This window comes from Wolbachia endosymbiont (group B) of Camptogramma bilineatum, assembly GCF_947251825.1.
GTDB lineage: Bacteria > Pseudomonadota > Alphaproteobacteria > Rickettsiales > Anaplasmataceae > Wolbachia.
The window spans coordinates 506021-524539 of record NZ_OX366391.1; the positions used below are offsets into that span (position 1 = coordinate 506021).

The window sequence follows — 18519 nt, forward strand, 5'->3', positions numbered from 1 at the left end:
TTTGTCAGATCAAGTCTGAACTTGAAATACTTGTTAAGAGGTTTTGTATTTTTGAAGTGGGGGATGTTCAAAAAAGTGTGTCAAACCGAATTTTTAATTCAACTCAATCTTTAACCTACTAGGGAAAAAAATATCGAGTTGAGATATAGATAATGCCCAATCATGTACAGGCATCGTCCATTTCTCCTCCACCTTTCTCATAGCACAATATACCAGCTTGTACAAGGCATTTATGCTGCTGAATGCGCCTTTGGTCTTGGTAAATTTCCTAATTTGCCTGTGTAGCCCCTCGATGGGATTAGTGGTATAAATTAGCCTTCTAACAGGACCTGAATACTTGAAGTAACCAGATAAACTTTCCCAATTGTTCTGCCAAGATTTCACAACTAATGGATACTTTTCGCCCCATTTTTCCTCCAGCTCAAGCAAATAATTTTCTGCAATTTCTTTACTTGTAGCGCGGTATATTTTTTCAAATCATTCATGAAAACTTTTACATCTTTGCTTGATACGTATTTCAGAGAGTTCCGTATTTGATGCACTACACATAGCTGTACTTCCACATTAGGAAATACGCTATTTATAGCTGCAGGAAAGCTTTTTAGGCCATCGACACAAGCTATCAAAATGTCTTCTATTCCTCTCTCTTTCAAGTCATTTAATACGCCTAACCAGAAGCTAGCTCCCTCGCTTTCTGCTAAGTAAAAACCCAGTACTTCTTTTCTGCCATTTTGGTCTATTCCTAATATGTTATACATGCACTTACTTACACAGCGACCGTCTTTTTTGACCTTAAAAAACCATAAATACTATTGGATACACTGATTGCAGTGGACGGCTACGTCATTCATTGATTATAGGTAGTAATTTATCTGTAATTCCAGATATCTCTGCTGCAGATATTTTATGGTCATAAATTTCTTCCACATATGATGCTATATCTCTGTATCCCACACCACTTGCAAACATGTTCAAGACCTTTGTTTCAAGTTCTGGATGTAGGCTTGTTTGCCTTTTTTTCACTATCTGTGGTTCAAAACTTCCCTCTCTGTCTCTTGGTGTCAATAGTTCAAATGAACCTGCACTTGTTTTCAAAGTTTTTCCATTCCTTCCGTTTCTACGATTGTTTTCTTCGCTTTCAGTAGATAAATGATGTTCTATTTCACCCTCCAAGCTTGCTTCAAGTAGCCTTTTTACAAATGGCGTTAATGCACCATCTTTTCCCATTAATGGTCTACCTTCTCGTATAGATGACAAGATATTTGTTTCTAATTCTTTATAATCTACCAAACCAGTAGTTCTATCTGCTATTCTTTGACTCATGTCAAACCTCCATTTTTATCTCAATTATATTTTACTTCTCGGTTTGACACACTTTTTTGAACATCCCCTTGAAGTGACTTTAACTCTTGGTCATGTTTGTAATTTTGCATGACAAACGTTTCTTTTGATGAAATATAATTTTTTTGTATTTCACTTAGACAAGGAATTGTTTTTTCCAGTTCTTTATATTTTTCCCAAGGAGTCTTTCCCTGAAGAGAGCTATGAGGACGTTGTTTATTATAATATTCTTCCCAATCCCTAAGCTTGACTTGCAGTTCATGATCCTTAATGTTAACGCTACTATAAAATTCATCTAAATCTGTACGCTGCGCTCTTTCTACTTTACCATTTAAATGTGGTGAAAACGGCTTGATTGGACGGAATTTTATTTTCCATTCTTTTAGACACTCTTGCACTTCGTAAGCAAAAAATTCTTGTCCTCTATCGGTTTGAATCCTTTGACAATGAAATGGAGCCCTTTCCCTTAATTGTTTTAAGAAATCCAGAGTATTTTTTGAAGTACGCCTTGAGTATAATGCGATAACTTTATAACACGTACAATCATCTATAGCAGTATATTGATAAAGCCCCGAGGATATTTTGCAAACATCCATTTGTACACGCTCCCCTGGCACTTTGCAGTTATAACGCTTAATCTGCTTGCGATAGTGGCGTTTAATACGTAAAAGACTTACATCGTGTTTCTTCAAAACTTTGTGTATAGTAGCCAATGCAAAAGAGATATCATGTAAACGCTTCAATTCAGCTTGAATACGTCTTGCTCCTAATTTTTTAGCTTTTCTCAGATGAAGAATGAGCTGCTCATTTGACTCGTTGATTTTTTGTAAGGGTAAAGTTTTAGGCCTGCTACTAAGGTTTGACAATCCCTGTGCACCTAGCTTTTCATAACGTTTGTACCATTTTCGTAAGGTAAAGCGTGAAATGTTATATTGTTGACACACTTTGCCTGCATGACCTAATTTTTTGTATAATTCTATCCAATTCAAACGCAACTTAACTTTGGTATCCATTTACTGATTGCCTCTTGTTGATGAATTTATTCATATTATTGTAATAAGGTATTTAAACTATCACAAGTCAAAGTTTTTATTTTATCTTACATTTTTGCTGTAATAACCTCTATGAATCACACAACATGCTCCAGTTGATATTTTACTACATAAGGCTTGATTTCCGGAAGATCAGCTTTTAGTGAATGTACGGTTTCTTGTATATTGCGATCTCCCCTCCGCATTCGCAAGTAGATGACAACTTTACTTTTATCACCTCATCTGCATTCATTTTGGCACGAAAACTTCCTTTATGACCAACCTGACCACCGACGTTTCTGTCGCTCTTTGGCTTGTCCTTTTTTATTTTGTACAACTCTCTAGAGCTCGGTAGAGATGAATTTTTCGAGTTTACTTTCCTTTAATTCAGAGTTCTTTATCTTTAAAGCCTTTAAATTTTCATTCTCTCTTTCCAGCCTTTCTATTTTTTGCTCTAAATTCTTGCAAAGTTCTAAAAGGTTTACCACAGTACCTCATTTTGCTCTATGGTTATCTTTTTAGATTACCTTATCTACCTTATTCTGCCACTCTCCTGAGAGGATATTTTAAACAGTTTATTAGACTCTTAATTAGGGGGTATATCTAGCTTAGAAAAGATTTTCATAAATGTTGAAGTGAATAAGTAGGGATATTATGTTTTTTTCTTAAGTTGCAAAATTTCAGAATGAGAGAGACCAGTAATTTGAGCTATAACATCTATAGAGACACCAGCCTTGAGTGAGTTTTTTGCGACTTCAATTTCCCTTTCTTTTCTGCCTTTTTCATGACCGATTAGGATGCCTTCTAGTCTACCTTCTAGTCTACCTTCATGTTTAGCATCATCGAGTTTTTGAGCAAGGACAGCCTGTTCATCACGAATACGTTTTATTTCCTGTTCATAAGCAATAAATTCTTTTTCTGACCAGTTGAACCTATTTAGCTCTTCATATGCTCTTTTAATTATTAGATCACTTCCTATTATTCTCTCTAGCTCTTCTTCACTAGTTTTATCTGCATATCTAAAGAAGTGGATCCATTTCTCAACAATACTTGAAAGCTGATCTTCTTTGGTTTTTGGAAATTTAGGCAACTCAATAAATATAAAGTAAAAATCTTTTAAATCATGTTCATTAGTATTTTCATCACGAATAGTGTGCTTTGATTTGTACTCAGACTTATCAGGAAACAGTATACAATCTGCTATAGCAATAAAGATAATTTCCTTAAGGTCATGGTATTGATCACTCTTACTAGCTTGTCTTGAGTAAGTCTTAGCAGCATAGTATTGTGCACGTTTTTCAAAGCCCTTAGTTTTAGCGACCTGGTCAGGTAAGGAAGCAGTATTACTACTACCCCCTCCCTTAGAAACGCAGCATGCAGGTTTCCCCACACTACGCTTGAGCCCCTTATCTAAGTTCTTCTTTTCTAGAACCGGCTTGTCCTTCATGATTCCTCAGGAAACATCATTCTTAATGGTGACACCAACAGTAGAGAACCTTCTCTTGAGAAAGAGCTTGCTAACATTCTTGTTCGTTTCACTCTCTCATCAAAATACTTTTTCCATTTTAAGTCAAGGGGATTTGCATCCGCTCTGATTTTAACATGTCGTCTGATAGGTATATCAATCAGCTTAAGCAGTCTTAAATACCGTATCTCTTTTGGTTTGTTCTTGCATAGGGGTGCAGCAAAGACCCATTGTCGTTGACCCATTACTTTGAAGTAACGATTCTTTATCCAACGTAATCCTTTACGAGGATGTCTTTTCTTTGCCCATTTCCATAAACTATGCCAAATTTCATTGTCGATCTTTCTAAACGCTTTTTTAGCACACACATGGTGATAGTAATTTCCCCATCCTCTCAGTAGAGAGTTGAGTGACTTAATTACTATAGCCTGAGTGTTCGCTATATTTGCTTTTATCAATGTACGTGCTTTATTAAGAAGTCTTTTAATACTTTCTTTCGAAGGTTTAATAATTAACTTCTTATTATATCTACGTACATTACAACCAAGAAAGTCAAACCCTGTTGTGATAGATGTAATCTTTGTCTTCTCTTCTGACAGAATTAAACCTCGCTCATGAAGAAAAGATGATACTAAAGGCTTAACTTCCTTTTCCAGTACTTCATGTGTGAAACCTGAAATAATAAAGTCGTCTGCGTACCTGATTACATTCACTCCACTTCTGATTTTTCCTCTTCTTTTGCTACCTAATTTACCAAAGCGACTTTCTAATAACTGTTCAAGACCATCTAAGGTAAAGTTAGCTAGTATTGGAGAAATAAGCCCGATGATCTCAAACATATTTATGCATCATGTATTTGATGAATGGATGAGAGAGAAGTACCCGACAATACCATTTGAGAGGTATGTAGATGATGCGATAGTACACTGTAAAACTCTCAGGCAGGCAGAATTTATGAAAGTAATGATCGAAGAAAGATTGGCTGAGTTTAAACTGAGGTTGCATTCTAAAAGACACAGGTAGTATATTGTAAGAATAGCAACAGTAAGAATGCATTTCCTAAACAAAGTTTTGATTTTCTAGGGTACACTTTTAGACCTAGAGAAGCAAAGAGTAAAATAGGGAAATATTTCGTTGGATTTCTACCTGCGATTAGCAATGAGGCCAAGAAAAAGATCACTCAAACCATAAGGTCGTGGAAAATACACCAATTTACAGGAAAAAAGTTAGAGAAAATATCAAAGGAAGTAAATCCAATAGTCAGAGGCTGGTGTCAGTATTATGGCAGGTTTTACCAAACGGAGATGTATAAACTGCTTAATAATGTAGAGAGGCACCTAGAAAAGTGGGTAAAAAGGAAATATCAGATTGGAAAAAGACTAGCGAGGGAACTTCTAGGAAAAATGAGAAAAGAAAATCCGAATACTTTCTACCACTGGAGTCTAGTATGGGAATCAAAGGACTGAATAATGGGAGCTGTGTGAATCGAGAGGTTCATGCACAGTTCTGTGAGGGGCTGGTGGGAAGTTCCACCGGTCTACTTGTCCCCTCAAATGTACCAACTAATAATCTCTATCTCAAATTTACTTTCGATTTCACAAACGCAGCAAATCAAGTTATACGGGAATTAGGGGTTATGGTTGGTACTAAAGTAAAAGAAGAATTACCTATAGGACAGAGATATTTTGAACCACAAGATATAGAAGACCCAGGGATCTTATTAGTTTTAGAGCATACAGTACCGCTCATTAGGACTTCAGCAACCCGGGAAACTTTTTCGTTTGTAGTGACATTTTAGAAAAAGAGAAAAAAGATGACCTTAAATAGCTATTATAACCGCTTTAATCCTGACAAAGAATACGAAAAAAGCTTGTTTCTTGCAGGAAGAGGTCTACAGTCTGCAGAATTAAACGAGACTCAGGAGTATGCTCTCTCTAAGCTTAAAGGCATAGGCGATGCAATATTTCGTGATGGCGATGTTATAACAGGAAGCAATTGTATTATAGATGGGGAAACTGGTAAAGTTACACTTGAGTCAGGAAAAATCTATCTTCGTGGAGCAGTTAGAAAAGTAGAAGCAAAAGAGTTTGTTATTCCACTGAGTACCACAGTGCGTATCGGTGTTTATTATCTAGAATCTACGATTACAGAACTTGAGGACGAAAATCTTCGTGATCCTGCTGTTGGTACACGTAATTATCAAGAAGTAGGAGCTGCAAGACTTAAAGTTTCCACCATTTGGGGTTATCAAGCAGAAGGTGTTTCTTCCACTTTTTCTGTAAATGGCGAATTTTATCCAATTTATAACATTGAAAATGGAGTATTGATAGAACATTCACCGCCACCACAAGCAAATATAGTAACTACTGCTCTTGCTCGTTATGACAAAGAAGCCAATGGTTCCTACGTCGTAAATGGTCTTGAAGTAATGTTCCTGCAAAAGGAAGAGGGAGAAGGAGGAAAAAAAATATTTGTGATTAATGAGGGCAAAGCTCATGTTGATGGCTATGAGATTGAACTTCCTCACAGTATTCGTGTTTCTTTTGATGAAGATCCGGATATAAAATCAGTTGAATCAGAACCACATACTTTTCAGCCAAATAGCCAAAGAGTAATGGAACTTAAAGTTAATGATTTTCCAATAAGTGAAATTAAAAAAGTAGATATAACCGTTCAAAAAACCATTACCATTACTCATGGTTCATATTAGGAGCTGTTGATCCAATACTTGACTCTGCAGTACTTGAGATTATTCAAGTTAAACAAGGCAATGTTATTTATGAAAATAGTATAGATTACAAATTAAACGCAGGAAATGTTGATTGGTCATTACCAGGTAAAGAACCAGCTCCTGGAAGTAGTTATCAAATAACTTACCGCTGTCGTACTCATGTAAGTCCTGAAGATATAAGTGAACAGGGATGCAAAGTAAAAGGAGCAGTTGATAACAGCTTGGTTTTGATTGATTACACCTGGAAAATGCCCCGCTATGATTTAATTACTATCGATAGCAAAGGGGTGGTAAGAAGAATAAAAGGAATTTCCCACTCTTGGAGACCATCGATGCCTAAAGCACCTAGCGGACAACTTTTGCTCTGCTACATTCATCAGACATGGAAAAACGGAGAAAAAGAAGGGGTAAAAATAGTGAATAATGCTATTCATGCTGTACCGATGAATGAGCTTGAAGCAATGAAAAAAGGAATAAATGATCTTTATGCGCTGGTTGCACAGGAACGTTTACGCAGTGATGCAAATTCAAGAGAACCTACAACGAAAAAAGGAGTATTTGTTGATTCGTTTTTTGATGATGATATGCGTGATCAAGGAATTTCGCAGTCTGCAGCAATAGTAAACAAAGAATTAATTTTACCTATAGATGTGGAAATTATTGATGTTGAAAGAGGTAAAGAACCTTATCTTTTACCTTATAAACTTGAACCGGTACTGGAGCAGCTTTTACAGACTAAAGGAGAAAAGATCAATCCATATCAAGCTTTTGATCCAGTTCCGGCACAAATTACTCTAAATAAAAACATTGACCACTGGACAGAGGTTACCACGAATTGGAAAAGTCCAGTAACCAGAGTATTTAATGTTAAAGAAACAACAGAGCTGCTGTCAAGTACCTCATACGAAACTGAATTTATGAGAGAAGCAGTACAGAATTTTGAAATTGAAGGTTTTGAGCCAGATGAAAAGCTTAAGGAAATAAAATTTGATGGCATTTCTATTATACCTATGGCATAGAGAAAAAAAAAAAGTGGAAAAAAGAGCTAACAACCAGGGAAAATTAAAGGGAAAGGTGAAAGTACCAGTAAACATTCCAGCAGGTACTAAATTAGTACAGTTTTATGGGGATAAAGGAAGCTATGGAGAGGCAACTTATACTGGTAAAAAAACTATTACTATAGAAGAAAGAAGAAGAGTGATCGCAGCAAGAAGAGTTGATCCTTTAGCGCAAACATTTACTTTAAATGAAAGTAGGCACATAGGAGGCGTGGAACTATGGTTTGTAAATAAAGGCAAAAAACGTGTTGTTGTGCAGATTAGAGAAACAGCAGTGGGAATGCCCTCGCAGACCGTCATTGCTGAAAGTTATATTGAGCCAAGAGATATAAAGGTGGATGGCACAGCAACACGTATTACTTGGTCACCAGTGTTTTGCCATGCAGGAGAGGAGTATGCAATAGTTTTACTTACCGATGATTCAGAGACAACAGTCAAAATAGCAGAACTTGGCAAATATGATGCAGTAAATAGCCGTTGGGTAACGAGTCAGCCATATCAAGTAGGAGTATTACTCTCATCTAGCAACGCAAGTACTTGGACTCCACATCAGAACTTAGATTTAACGCTTCGGCTTTTGGCTGCAAAATTTAGCGAAGTTTCTCACATTATTGATCTTGGCAAGGTTACTGCAAATAACGTATCAGATTTAATTGTTTTGACGAACGTCGAAAAAGTAGCATTTGATACCAATGTAGAATTTATTTTAACAGATGAAGAAGGAAAAGAAAATTTTTTGTCTGATAATTTGCCGCTCGCACTGCGTGAAAGAATAAATGGGGAATTAACGGTAAAAGCAAGCCTAAAAGGAGGGCGAGAAAAAAGTCCAGTTCTTTATCCTGGGTTACAGTTAGTTCTGGGTAATCTTTCAGAGTTCGAGATTATGTTACAAGAAGCATTACAGCAGGAGCTAACACTAAGATTACCATAACATATGATGCGCTGATACCTGGCACTGCAGATGTTAAAGCATATGTACAAAAAAACGTGGATTGGCAATTAGTAAATTTAACATCAGGAAAACCAATTGGAGAAAATTTGGTAGAGAGAACTCATGTGCTATCAAATTTTAATGGTAATGATACAAGGATAAAATTGGTTTTAAGTGGAACGGTTGTCTATCGTCCAAAAGTCAAAAATCTACGAATCATTATCACTTAGCAGAATGTCAGATGATAAAACAAGTAGAGGATACTCTTTGCCTCATCCAGAAAACATTGCTGTGCAAGATGTTGTTCGTATCCGTACCACAATTAAGAAAATAGATGAAGATATTACCGAAAGAGAAGATGAGCATAATCAACTTAAGAGTAATTTTGAGCGGTTTAATTTTGAGACTTTTTTAAATTTTTGGAAATGAAAGAAGCAATATACCAAAGGATAAAGGATTTAGCAGCAAACAGCACACCTGATCAACTGGCATATCTTGCAAAATCGCTGGAATTGATAGCAGATAAAAAAGCTATTGCTGACATTGTGCAGATGACTGAGGTAAAAGAGATAATTGATGCACTACAAAAGAGGCTTAAGGATTTAGCAGCAAACAGTACACCAGATCAATTAGCATATCTTGCTAAAGCATTGGAATCAATAGTCGACAAAAGTGCAGTTTCTGAAATTGTACAGATGACTGATGGTAAGCTAAAAGAACTTCTTGATAGTGCAAAAAAACACTTAAGTGACATAAACAGCAACAAAACAAACTCAATATCGTCCATAACTGCAGTAAAAACAGAGTCTGTTAATGAAATCAACAAGCTTAGGGATAATTCCTTAAACACTTTAAAAGCATCATCAGATTCGCATATATCACTACTTGATACGAGAAAGAATGCCAATATTGCAGCAATAAATAGCATTAGTAACAGTCATAAAGATGGTCTTAAAGGTTTAGTGAATAACTTCCGTACTGTTAATGATGTGCCAAGTGGCTCATCAATTATTAGGGAAATAGAAACTCGAATTGAAAACATCCTGAATGAGGTAAAAACTCGGGATGAACAGTTAAAAGTGTCTCTTATAAATGAAATAAGAAAGCGCAACATGGTTGAACCAGGGTCATTACCTTTCTTATTTGGTGTACTTGGCAGAAAAAATAATTATTTTGGCCACGGAACTTTTACGACAGAGCTTGGAAAGTGGAGTAGTGATATAACAAAAACTGACTATATGTTACAACTACTAGCAGGTAGCCATACGTACAATACAGATTACGTTAGTTTTTATCGGCCAAGACAACTAAGTTTTATAGAGGGAAGTAAAGGAACATTTATTTACGGAGAGTTATGCACAAAAAGTTTTTGGGTAGTTATGATGAGATATACTATTACCCATATGCTGCACTTGGAGTAGTATTTGTAAAAAATACAACCAATGTGAACATAAATAAGACAATGGAATTTGTTGGATAATCTTATTCTAGCACGGAGTATGGGGGAGCAGGATTATTTGTGGGAACTCCTGATAACACTAATTCTAATAAATCAAGTATTTTAAAAATAGTATGGAAAAATGTTTACCAATACACGAGTTCTGATAGCAAGTTAGCCGGATCTGGTAATGTGGAGATTCCAGCAGGAAAAACAGTTGCAATATTACTTTACACATCATCTTATCTGTATTCCAGAACACAAGTTAGTCAAGGTATGCTTGCATCAAATTATGTACACAACTATGGTCAATTTATTCAGTGGGGGATTTATAACATACGTAGCAATTTTCTCACCACAGGGCTTGAGGTAGATGTGGAAAGGACGCTCAGGGGTTGGCAATGTCCAGGGTTAGAACGAACTGATCAAATATGGCAATGAGGAGGAATTTGTGACTATTTATATACGTTTTGAAAACCACAAGCAGATTGAAACAACAACACTTGAAAACAAGCCAACTGGAAATGATTGGTATGAAGCACCAAAGAATTTTGACTGGCAAAAAAGTTATTGTTTAACGGAAGGAGAGAAAATTGTTGAAAGGAATAAGGAAGATATTGAGCTGGAGTTATTGGAAAATGCGAAACTTTCTGCACTTGATAGTGTGCGTTTTTATTTTAATAACTATACTAACGAATACGCTGGAAATTCTCACCAAAAAGCTAAATCGTATCAAATACAAGAAAAAGCCGCAAAAAGCATTCTAGCAGCACCAGAGTCTATAAGTAAAAAGGATACAGAAATTATAGAACCATTAGCAAAAGTCCGTGGTATTACAGTTATTGAAATGGCAAGAATAATTGAGGAAAAAGTGAAAAAAGCAGTAAAAGCAATAATTAAATGTGAAGAGTTGGAAGACATTACCAAGAAGAAAATTGCAGAAGCCAAAAGTAAAAATGAGCTACAGACTTTGCTAGATGATTTTAGGAAAAAAATACAAAGAAATGGCTGAAGAATTTTTACATGGCGTAAATGTTATTGAGGTAACCTCAGGAGCAAAGACAGTACGTACAGCTAAATCATCAGTGATAGGTGTAATTGGTACTGCACCTGAAGCAGATGAGCAAAAATTTCCGCTAAATAAACCAGTGTTAGTTGCAGGAAGCTTAAAGGAAGCAGCAAAGCTTGGAAGGAGTGGAACTCTTTTCTCAGCAGTAAACGGAATATTTTCCCAAATTGGTGCAACAGTAGTAGTTATTAGAGTTGAAGAAAGTGAAAACATCAATCCAAAATTAAAAGAAGAAGAAACGCTGAAGAATATAATTGGCGGTATTGATAAAGAGACTGGAAAGTATCAAGGGATAGAGGCATTTCTCAGCAGTGAAAGTATAGTTCATGTTGCTCCAAGAATATTAATTGCACCTCAGTTTACTCATCAGTTACCTGAAATAGATGGAGTAAATCCAGTAGTGAGTGCTTTAATTTCCATAGCAGAAAAATTAAGAGCAATTATTGTTGCAGATGGACCAAATACTAATGATGAAGAAGCAATAAAGTGGAGAAAAAGTGTAGGCAGCTCAAGAGTTTACGTGGTTGACCCATGGATTAAGTTATTTATTGAAGGAAAAGAAGAAATCTTGCCATCGAGTCCATTTGTAGCTGGTTTAATAGCTAAGATAGACAGCGAGCAAGGCTTCTGGCACTCACCTTCAAATAAAGAAATAAACGGTATTGTTGGAACAAGCAGGCCTATTGATTTTACGCTCGGTAATACAAATTGTAGAGCAAACCACTTGAATGAAAATGAAGTAACAACGATAATTCATAAAAATGGCTATAGGCTTTGGGGAAATAGAACATGTTCAAATGACTCAAAATGGGCTTTTTTATCAGTGAGAAGAACTGCGGATTTAATTAACGATAGTTTACTTAGGGCTCATTTATGGCAGTTGATCGCAATATCACTAAAACTTATATAGATGATGTGATTGAGGGGGTGAATTCCTATCTGGCAAGTTTAAAAGCACAAGGGGCGATTATTAGCGGAAAATGTTACGCAACTCCAGAGCTCAATACACCAACAAATATTGCAAGCGGGAAAGTATATTTTGATTTCGAATTTACACCACCATATCCGGCTGAGCAAATAATATTCAGGTCTCATCTTGTAAATAATAGTGTAATAAGTTAGGAGAAAGTAAAGTGTTACCGAAAATACTGAGAAATTTTAACGTATTTGTTGATGGTCGTGGTTATGCAGGGAAAATTGATGAAATAACCTTGCCGAAGCTTACCATAAAAACTGAAGAATACAGAGCTGGTGGTATGGATATTCCAATAAATATCGATATGGGTATGGAAAAGCTTGAAGCAGATTTCACTCTTTCTGAATATGATACAGAGCTCTTTCGGCTATTTGGGTTGATAAATGGAAACTCGGTTTCTTTAACGCTTCGTGGAGGAATGCAAGGAAGTGGAAGTAATGATATTGAAGGAGTAATTATCAACCTCAGGGGAATATTCAAAGAATTTGACTTTGGTAGCTGGAAACCTGCTAAAAAAGCAACGCTAAAGTGTACTGTAGCTGCTCATTATTATAAACTTACGATAGGTGGCAATGAGCTGATAGAGATCGATGCTGAAAATATGATTAGAAAGATAAATGGTGTTGATCAGATGGCCTTGCTACAAACGATTCTAGGGATTTAATGTAATAGACGGATGCCTTTTTACTTCTTTATTGAAAAATTACTGATAATACTGTATAATTATTGATGTTTTTTAGGCATTTGTGCTATGGCTTTATCTAAATTTCTCGACCCTAAGAATGATGTAGCATTCCGCCGTATCTTTGGTACAGAAAAGAATAAAGATATCCTCATTCACTTTCTAAATGATATTTTGAGCTTTACTGGCAAAAATGCAATACAGGATATAGAGTTTTTAAGTACTATTCAAGATCCTGATATTGCATCTAAAAAGCAAAGTATTGTTGATGTGCTATGTAGAGATTCCACAGGAGTGCAATGGATAATTGAGATGCAGGTCGCTAAAACCAAAGGCTTTGAAAAACGTGCCCAATACTACGCAGCTAAAGCTTACTCAAGACAAGCTGACAAGGGCGATCAATACCATGACCTTAAGGAAATTATCTTTATTGCTATAGCAGATTGTATACTATTTCCGGATAAGTCTGAGTATAAATCAAAACACACCATTCGAGATGAAGATACTAATGAACATGATCTAAAAGATTTTTACTTTGTATTTATTGAACTGCCTAAATTTTCCAAAACTAAAGAAGATCAGCTTTCAAATATAGTTGAGAAGTGGGTGTATTTTTTTAAGTACGCTGATGAAACAAGTGAAGAAGAATTGGAAAGGATAACAGGAAGTGACGTAATAATCAAAAAAGCGTATGAAGAGCTAAACAGGTTTAACTGGTCAGAAAAAGAGTTTATAGCCTATGAACAGGAGACTAAGCGTATTCGTGATGAACAGGCTGTCCTTGCTCAAAAACTTGATGATGCCAAAAAAGAAGGAAAGATTGAAGTTGCAAAAGCGATGTTGACTAATGATGTTGATATTAACACTATTGTCAAGTGTACAGGTCTTTCTGTCGATGAGGTTCAAGAATTAATTCAAGTTGAAGGGAAATAACCCCTATTATCATCTTTATATTGAGAAATTTAGTATGAAGAATCGTTAATCAAACACAAAAACTATAGTAACAAAAATTAGTTATGTAAAAGCCGATATAGACTTTTATTTAATTAACTTTTTCAGGAGAAGTATGCAAGCTATAACACTTAATAACCCAATAACAGTTGATGGAATTTCTGTCTCAGAATTATCGATACGTGAACCTAAAGTAAGAGATTTACTTGCTATAGAACGCATAGAAGGCGAAGCTTTAAAAGAAGTAGCTTTAATTGCTAATCTAGCATCCGTACCAAAAGAAGTAGTTGAAGATTTATGTATTAAAGATTATGTAGAAATACAGAAGGTGCTAAAAGGTTTTTTGTCGCCGCTGGAACAGAGGAGTTAAGATTCAATATTTTAAAACTTAGCTCAACAACAGGAAGTGGAATTGAGCAAATTATTAATATGAGTACAAAAGAGTTTCTAAAGTGGTTAGAAGTAAGTGAAGGAGTAACAAAAAAATGTCAATGCTTTCAATAAAAATAGGTGCAACGTTAGATGGCAGTTTTAATAATGCAATGACAGGTAGTGCAGCAAAGCTTTCTAAGTTGGGTGATAGTATAAAGCAGCTTGATTCATCAATGAAATCGGTTTCCAAATTTAAGCAATTAAATCATGATGCCCTTCAAGCCATGAAGAATTGGAAGGAAGCGGAGAAGAAAGCGAAAGAATCAGCTACAGCAATTGCTAAAGAGAAGAAGGAAAAAAAAGAGCCAAGCAAAGCACTGAGAAATGAATTCGAAAAATTGAAAGCATCGGCATCAAAGGCAAAAGAGGCTTATATTAAAAAGAGAGATGCACTTCACACATTAAATGAAGAAATTAGGAAAAGTGGAAAGGATGTTAAATCTTTAGTGAGAGATCAAACTAAACTTGGTTCATCTATTGAAGTACTAAAAGGAAAATACAGTAAATTAGGATCTGTAATACAAAAACAGCAAAATGCTTTAGCAAGAAAAGCGCATTATAGATCACAAGTAATGGAGACTATAGGACTAGGTCTTTCGCTTGCAGCGCCAATTAAAGTTGCGATTAACTTTGAAAGTGCTATGGCTGATGTTAAGAAGGTTGTAAAGTTTCAGAATGATGAGGAATTTAATAAGTTTAGTGAGAATATAAAGAAGTTATCCCGTAAAATACCTCTATCAGCTACAGAATTAGCACAAATAGCTGCAAGTGGTGGACAACTTGGAATTCAAAAAGATAAGTTAATTGGATTTACAACAACAGTAGCTAAAATGGCCACAGCATTTGATATGTCTGCAGAAGAAGCAGGTGATTCTATAGCTAAGCTTGCCAATGTTTATGGAATTGAGGTAGCAGGCATGGAAAGAGTAGGTAATATTATAAATCACCTTTCAGATAATAGTGCTGCTAAAGCAAAGGATATGGTCCAAGCACTTGCTATAGTTGGTGGTACTGCAAAACAGTTTGGTTTTGATATTAAACAGACAAGTAGTTTAGTAAATGCCTTTATTAGCCTGGGCAAACAACCTGCAAAAGCAGCAACTGCAATAAACGCTCTACTTAGTAAACTTCAGACTGCTGAAGGACAGGGGAAAAAGTTTAAAGCAGCATTGGAAGATGTGGGAATAACTGCAGAAGAGATGACACAAAGGATTAGCAGAAATGGCCAAGACGCACTACTTTACTTTTTTGAAACTCTAGAGAAGGTAGATAAACAGGAACGTTCGCAAATCCTTCTTGATCTGTTTGGTCAAGAGTATCAAGATGATATTGCATTACTAGTTGGAAGCTTAAAGAATTATAAAGATGCCATAAATCATTTAGCTGATGAGGAAGAATTTAAACAGTCCATGCAAGAAGAGTTTAACAATCGTGCAGCAACTACAGCAAATAACTTACGATTACTGAGGAATGCGATAGCAGAGGTGGGAATGAATCTGGGCTCAGTAATGCTACCTCCTTTAAAGTGGATAAGTAATATTCTAAGAGAGATAACTAACCCCATAGCTTGGTTTTCAGAAAAGTTTCCAGTTATTACTACAGGAATAATGAGTATAATTTCAGCTCTTATTATTGGTAAGATTGCAGTGGTAGGTTTTGGTTATGTATTTGCATTGGCTGGAGGTGGAATATTAACTTTTAAGGCTATTTTGCACGGAACACTTTTACCAGTATTAACTTCATTATCAGCACGAGTAATTCCAGCAGTAATCATGGGGCTGAAAGCTTTAACGCTAACCAATCCTATAGGAGCTGCTGTTGCTGGACTATCAGTTGGTGCAGCGCTTGTAATCGCTAATTGGCAGAAGGTAAAGGACTTTTTCTCAAGTATCTGGAAATCAATTACAAAACCTATAGAAAATTGGATTGGTGTAGGAAAATTGTTTAATGATAATCCAATAAAAGCATTTGAGAAACCAGTAGAAGCAAAAATAGGCAATACAACTAAGATAATCAGTGAAAATAGAAGTATTTTTAGTAAAGGAAATCCTTTATTAAATAATAATACTTTTAGTGGAATTTCGAATAGTAGAACGAATATTGAAAGTACTAGAGTGATTACAGAAAAAAGTTCTGTAGCAGATAATTCAGAGAAAGTTTTAAAAGACTGTGAAAAGTGTGAACAAAAAATTTTTAATCAAACTTTTACATTTAATATAAGTATAAAAGCAGAACCTAACCAAGATGTACGTAGTCTTGCTGATGAGTAATAAAAAGAATAAGAGAAAAATCGCGTGACGTTCTGTTTGATTCAATAGAACCAATTTACTAATGCTATCACTTGGTCAGCATAAGCTTTCTCCAACAAGTTTAAGGTATAGTAAAGAAAACCGTTGGAGTACAATTGAGTGTATTGGTAAAATACCTTCATTACAAAATATTGGCCAAGGTACAGAAAATATAGACTTAGAAGGAATAATTTATTTCCATAATCTCAATGATTTAAATCAATTAAAAAGTATGAAAGAAGCTGAGGAAAATCAGGAACCAAGTATCTTAGTAGACAATTTAGGAAATGTTTTGGGAAGATTTGTTATTGTGCGGTTAGAAGAAAAGCAAACGTCGTATTTTCCATGTGGATTACCAAAAAAGATAGAATTTAGCTTAAGTTTAAGGCGTTATATATGATAGTACATTATATAGCACGAGAAAATGAAATGTTAGATTACATATGTTTTAAACACTATGGATATAGCTCTGGAGCAGTAGAAATAGTATTGGAGGAAAACCCTGGACTTGCGGAGTATGGAAGTTTTTTGCCTGCAGGATTAAAGATCAGGTTACCTACAATACAGAGCAATTAAAAAAATCGAAGTTAAAAGTATGGGAATAAATGAAACCTGAATTTAGCATTGAAGGAATAAAAGATCATGTAATATCGGTGCATCTTACTGATGAATCTGGTACTATAGATGATGTTGCAGAGGTGTGCGTTGATTATGGCAATGAAAACGTGGAAGTTCCAAGTGAATTGAACATAGCGCTGGGTTATAAGGAAACGGGAATCTTTCCAATGGGTATATATACAGTCAACGAAGTTACGATACAAGGCCCACCTAAGACTCTACTAATAAAAGCTCATGCAACAAATTTAAGAATATCTTTAAAAGCAAAAGTATCAAAAGAATGGCATCAAATTACCATAGAAAACTTAGTGAAAGAAATAGCTCAAAAACATGGATATGGACATAAAGTCGATGAGAAATTTAAAGACGTACTTATATCTCACATCAATCAAACTGAGGAGAGTGATATAAGCCTTCTAACGAAAATAGCAATAGAGCGTGAAGCAATGGTAAAATTAGCTGGTGGGTATATATTATTTATTTCAAAAAACATGGCAAAATCAGCCACAGGAAAAGCTTTAGGAACAACGACTATTAGACCTCAAGACACAATTAATTGGAAAGTGCATTTTACCGTACGTGATAAATACAATTCAGTAGTAGCAAAATGGCACAGCTATGAAAAGGGTGAAACTATTAAAGAAATAGTTGGTAGCGGCGAACCAAGTTATATTATGCTAGAAATTTACCCAAATGCAGAGTCAGCGCTAAGCGCAGCAAATGCCAAATTGAAACAATTGAAGCGTAACAATGAAACTTTAGATATAACTATGTCTGGTAATCCAGAGTTATTTGCAGAAGCAAAGCTTAATCTTATAGATTTTAATCAAGCAGTAGATGGTGAATGGATAGTTAATAGAGCAGAGCATACTCTAAATAGCTCAGGTTACCTTACTATGTTATCAGCATCTTTAAGTAAGTAATGTTAAGGAAAAATAAGTACATAGTCTATTCAATGTAAAGAAACTACTGAATATGAGTCAACTAAAATGTAATGAAAAGGATAAAATACATTTTGTATGGTTTATATCATTAATAGTATGTGTTGTTGTTACATATTGCTACCAAAAATCCAAAGCTAACGAGAATTACAGAAAGATACTACAAGTAGCTACTGTAAGTTGTAGTTTAGAAACAACGAGATTTTTAGTAAAAGATATAATACCAAACTTAAGCGAAACTGCATTACATTATGCAGCAAGAGAAGGATGCTTAGATACTATTAGATTTTTAATAGTAGAAGAGAAAGTAAATATAAATGCAATCGATAAGAATGCTTTTAAAAGGACAGCTTTACATCATGCTGCAGGTGAAGGGCATTTAGGAATTGTAAGGTTCTTATTAGAAAAAGGCGCGAATCCTAACATAAAAGATAATGACGGAAAAGGAGCTAGAAAAATAGCTGTAATGGCATCGCGACACGATAAAAACAAACCTTATAAAGAAATAATAAAGTTACTGGCTAGAGCAGAGGAACAGTACAAATCAGAGAAGTAGTTACTATAAAG

At 35.3% G+C, this 18519-nt stretch carries 15 protein-coding genes and 8 pseudogenes; 18 read left to right on the plus strand and 5 right to left on the minus strand.

Annotation, left to right across the window (positions count from 1 at the left end; genetic code table 11):
• Nucleotides 1-93: 93 nt before the first annotated feature.
• From OPR44_RS02550 to OPR44_RS02570, 5 genes and pseudogenes are all read right to left on the minus strand, one after another.
• Nucleotides 94-1323, minus strand: a pseudogene (locus OPR44_RS02550) (IS256 family transposase).
• 20 nt (nt 1324-1343) lie between these two features.
• Nucleotides 1344-2354, minus strand: coding sequence for an IS481 family transposase (locus tag OPR44_RS02555; protein WP_265015240.1), 1011 nt, complete (start codon nt 2352-2354; stop codon nt 1344-1346).
• Between the two features lie 125 nt (nt 2355-2479).
• Nucleotides 2480-2860 (minus strand): annotated as a pseudogene (locus OPR44_RS02560) (IS66 family transposase); the annotation flags it as partial.
• A 164-nt stretch (nt 2861-3024) separates the two neighbouring features.
• Entirely contained in the window at nt 3025-3819 is a 795-nt protein-coding gene (locus tag OPR44_RS02565) for an Rpn family recombination-promoting nuclease/putative transposase (RefSeq protein ID WP_265015241.1), read from the minus strand.
• Entirely contained in the window at nt 3816-4676 is an 861-nt protein-coding gene (locus OPR44_RS02570; protein ID WP_265015242.1) for a group II intron maturase-specific domain-containing protein, read from the minus strand. Before OPR44_RS02570 ends, OPR44_RS02565 begins: the two co-directional genes overlap by 4 nt.
• Here OPR44_RS02570 and OPR44_RS02575 point away from each other — a divergent pair.
• The 18 genes and pseudogenes from OPR44_RS02575 (at nt 4663) to OPR44_RS02660 (ending at nt 18508) form a co-directional block, all read left to right on the plus strand.
• Nucleotides 4663-4860, plus strand: a complete 198-nt coding sequence (locus OPR44_RS02575) for a reverse transcriptase domain-containing protein (RefSeq protein ID WP_265015243.1) — start codon at nt 4663-4665, stop codon at nt 4858-4860. The genes OPR44_RS02570 and OPR44_RS02575 overlap by 14 nt on opposite strands.
• A gap of 179 nt (nt 4861-5039) precedes the next feature.
• Nucleotides 5040-5303, plus strand: a complete 264-nt coding sequence (locus OPR44_RS08655) for a group II intron maturase-specific domain-containing protein (RefSeq protein ID WP_320157110.1) — start codon at nt 5040-5042, stop codon at nt 5301-5303.
• A gap of 83 nt (nt 5304-5386) precedes the next feature.
• A pseudogene (locus tag OPR44_RS08660) lies at nt 5387-5635 on the plus strand (hypothetical protein); the annotation flags it as partial.
• A 15-nt stretch (nt 5636-5650) separates the two neighbouring features.
• Nucleotides 5651-7587: pseudogene (locus OPR44_RS02590) on the plus strand (DUF4815 domain-containing protein).
• A pseudogene (locus OPR44_RS02595) lies at nt 7559-8787 on the plus strand (hypothetical protein). Before OPR44_RS02590 ends, OPR44_RS02595 begins: the two co-directional pseudogenes overlap by 29 nt.
• A gap of 4 nt (nt 8788-8791) precedes the next feature.
• Nucleotides 8792-8986 carry a hypothetical protein gene (locus tag OPR44_RS02600; protein ID WP_015589010.1) on the plus strand — a complete coding sequence of 65 codons (195 nt, stop codon included), beginning with the start codon at nt 8792-8794 and terminating at the stop codon, nt 8984-8986.
• Entirely contained in the window at nt 8983-9978 is a 996-nt protein-coding gene (locus OPR44_RS02605) for a hypothetical protein (protein ID WP_265015245.1), read from the plus strand. The genes OPR44_RS02600 and OPR44_RS02605 overlap by 4 nt, the downstream gene beginning before the upstream one ends.
• Nucleotides 9979-10076: 98 nt before the next feature.
• Nucleotides 10077-10436, plus strand: coding sequence for a hypothetical protein (locus OPR44_RS02610; RefSeq protein ID WP_265015246.1), 360 nt, complete (start codon nt 10077-10079; stop codon nt 10434-10436).
• A 10-nt stretch (nt 10437-10446) separates the two neighbouring features.
• On the plus strand, nt 10447-11007 hold the full coding sequence (locus OPR44_RS02615) for a hypothetical protein (protein WP_265015247.1): 561 nt from the start codon (nt 10447-10449) through the stop codon (nt 11005-11007).
• Nucleotides 11000-12186, plus strand: a pseudogene (locus tag OPR44_RS02620) (phage tail sheath subtilisin-like domain-containing protein). The gene OPR44_RS02615 and the pseudogene OPR44_RS02620 overlap by 8 nt, the downstream one beginning before the upstream one ends.
• An 11-nt stretch (nt 12187-12197) precedes the next feature.
• Nucleotides 12198-12704, plus strand: coding sequence for a phage major tail tube protein (locus OPR44_RS02625; RefSeq protein ID WP_265015248.1), 507 nt, complete (start codon nt 12198-12200; stop codon nt 12702-12704).
• A gap of 87 nt (nt 12705-12791) precedes the next feature.
• Nucleotides 12792-13655 (plus strand): Rpn family recombination-promoting nuclease/putative transposase, encoded by an 864-nt coding sequence (locus OPR44_RS02630; protein ID WP_019236470.1) that lies wholly within the window; start codon nt 12792-12794, stop codon nt 13653-13655.
• A 133-nt stretch (nt 13656-13788) separates the two neighbouring features.
• Nucleotides 13789-14043, plus strand: coding sequence for a phage tail assembly protein (locus OPR44_RS02635; protein ID WP_019236471.1), 255 nt, complete (start codon nt 13789-13791; stop codon nt 14041-14043).
• 115 nt (nt 14044-14158) lie between these two features.
• Nucleotides 14159-16437: pseudogene (locus tag OPR44_RS02640) on the plus strand (phage tail tape measure protein).
• Nucleotides 16437-16793, plus strand: a complete 357-nt coding sequence (locus OPR44_RS02645) for a phage tail protein (RefSeq protein ID WP_019236473.1) — start codon at nt 16437-16439, stop codon at nt 16791-16793. Before OPR44_RS02640 ends, OPR44_RS02645 begins: the two are co-directional and overlap by 1 nt.
• Nucleotides 16790-16998 (plus strand): annotated as a pseudogene (locus tag OPR44_RS02650) (tail protein X). Before OPR44_RS02645 ends, OPR44_RS02650 begins: the two are co-directional and overlap by 4 nt.
• Nucleotides 16999-17934 (plus strand): contractile injection system protein, VgrG/Pvc8 family, encoded by a 936-nt coding sequence (locus tag OPR44_RS02655; protein ID WP_019236475.1) that lies wholly within the window; start codon nt 16999-17001, stop codon nt 17932-17934.
• A gap of 52 nt (nt 17935-17986) precedes the next feature.
• Nucleotides 17987-18508 (plus strand): ankyrin repeat domain-containing protein, encoded by a 522-nt coding sequence (locus OPR44_RS02660; protein ID WP_265015250.1) that lies wholly within the window; start codon nt 17987-17989, stop codon nt 18506-18508.
• The last annotated feature ends 11 nt before the right edge of the window (nt 18509-18519 follow it).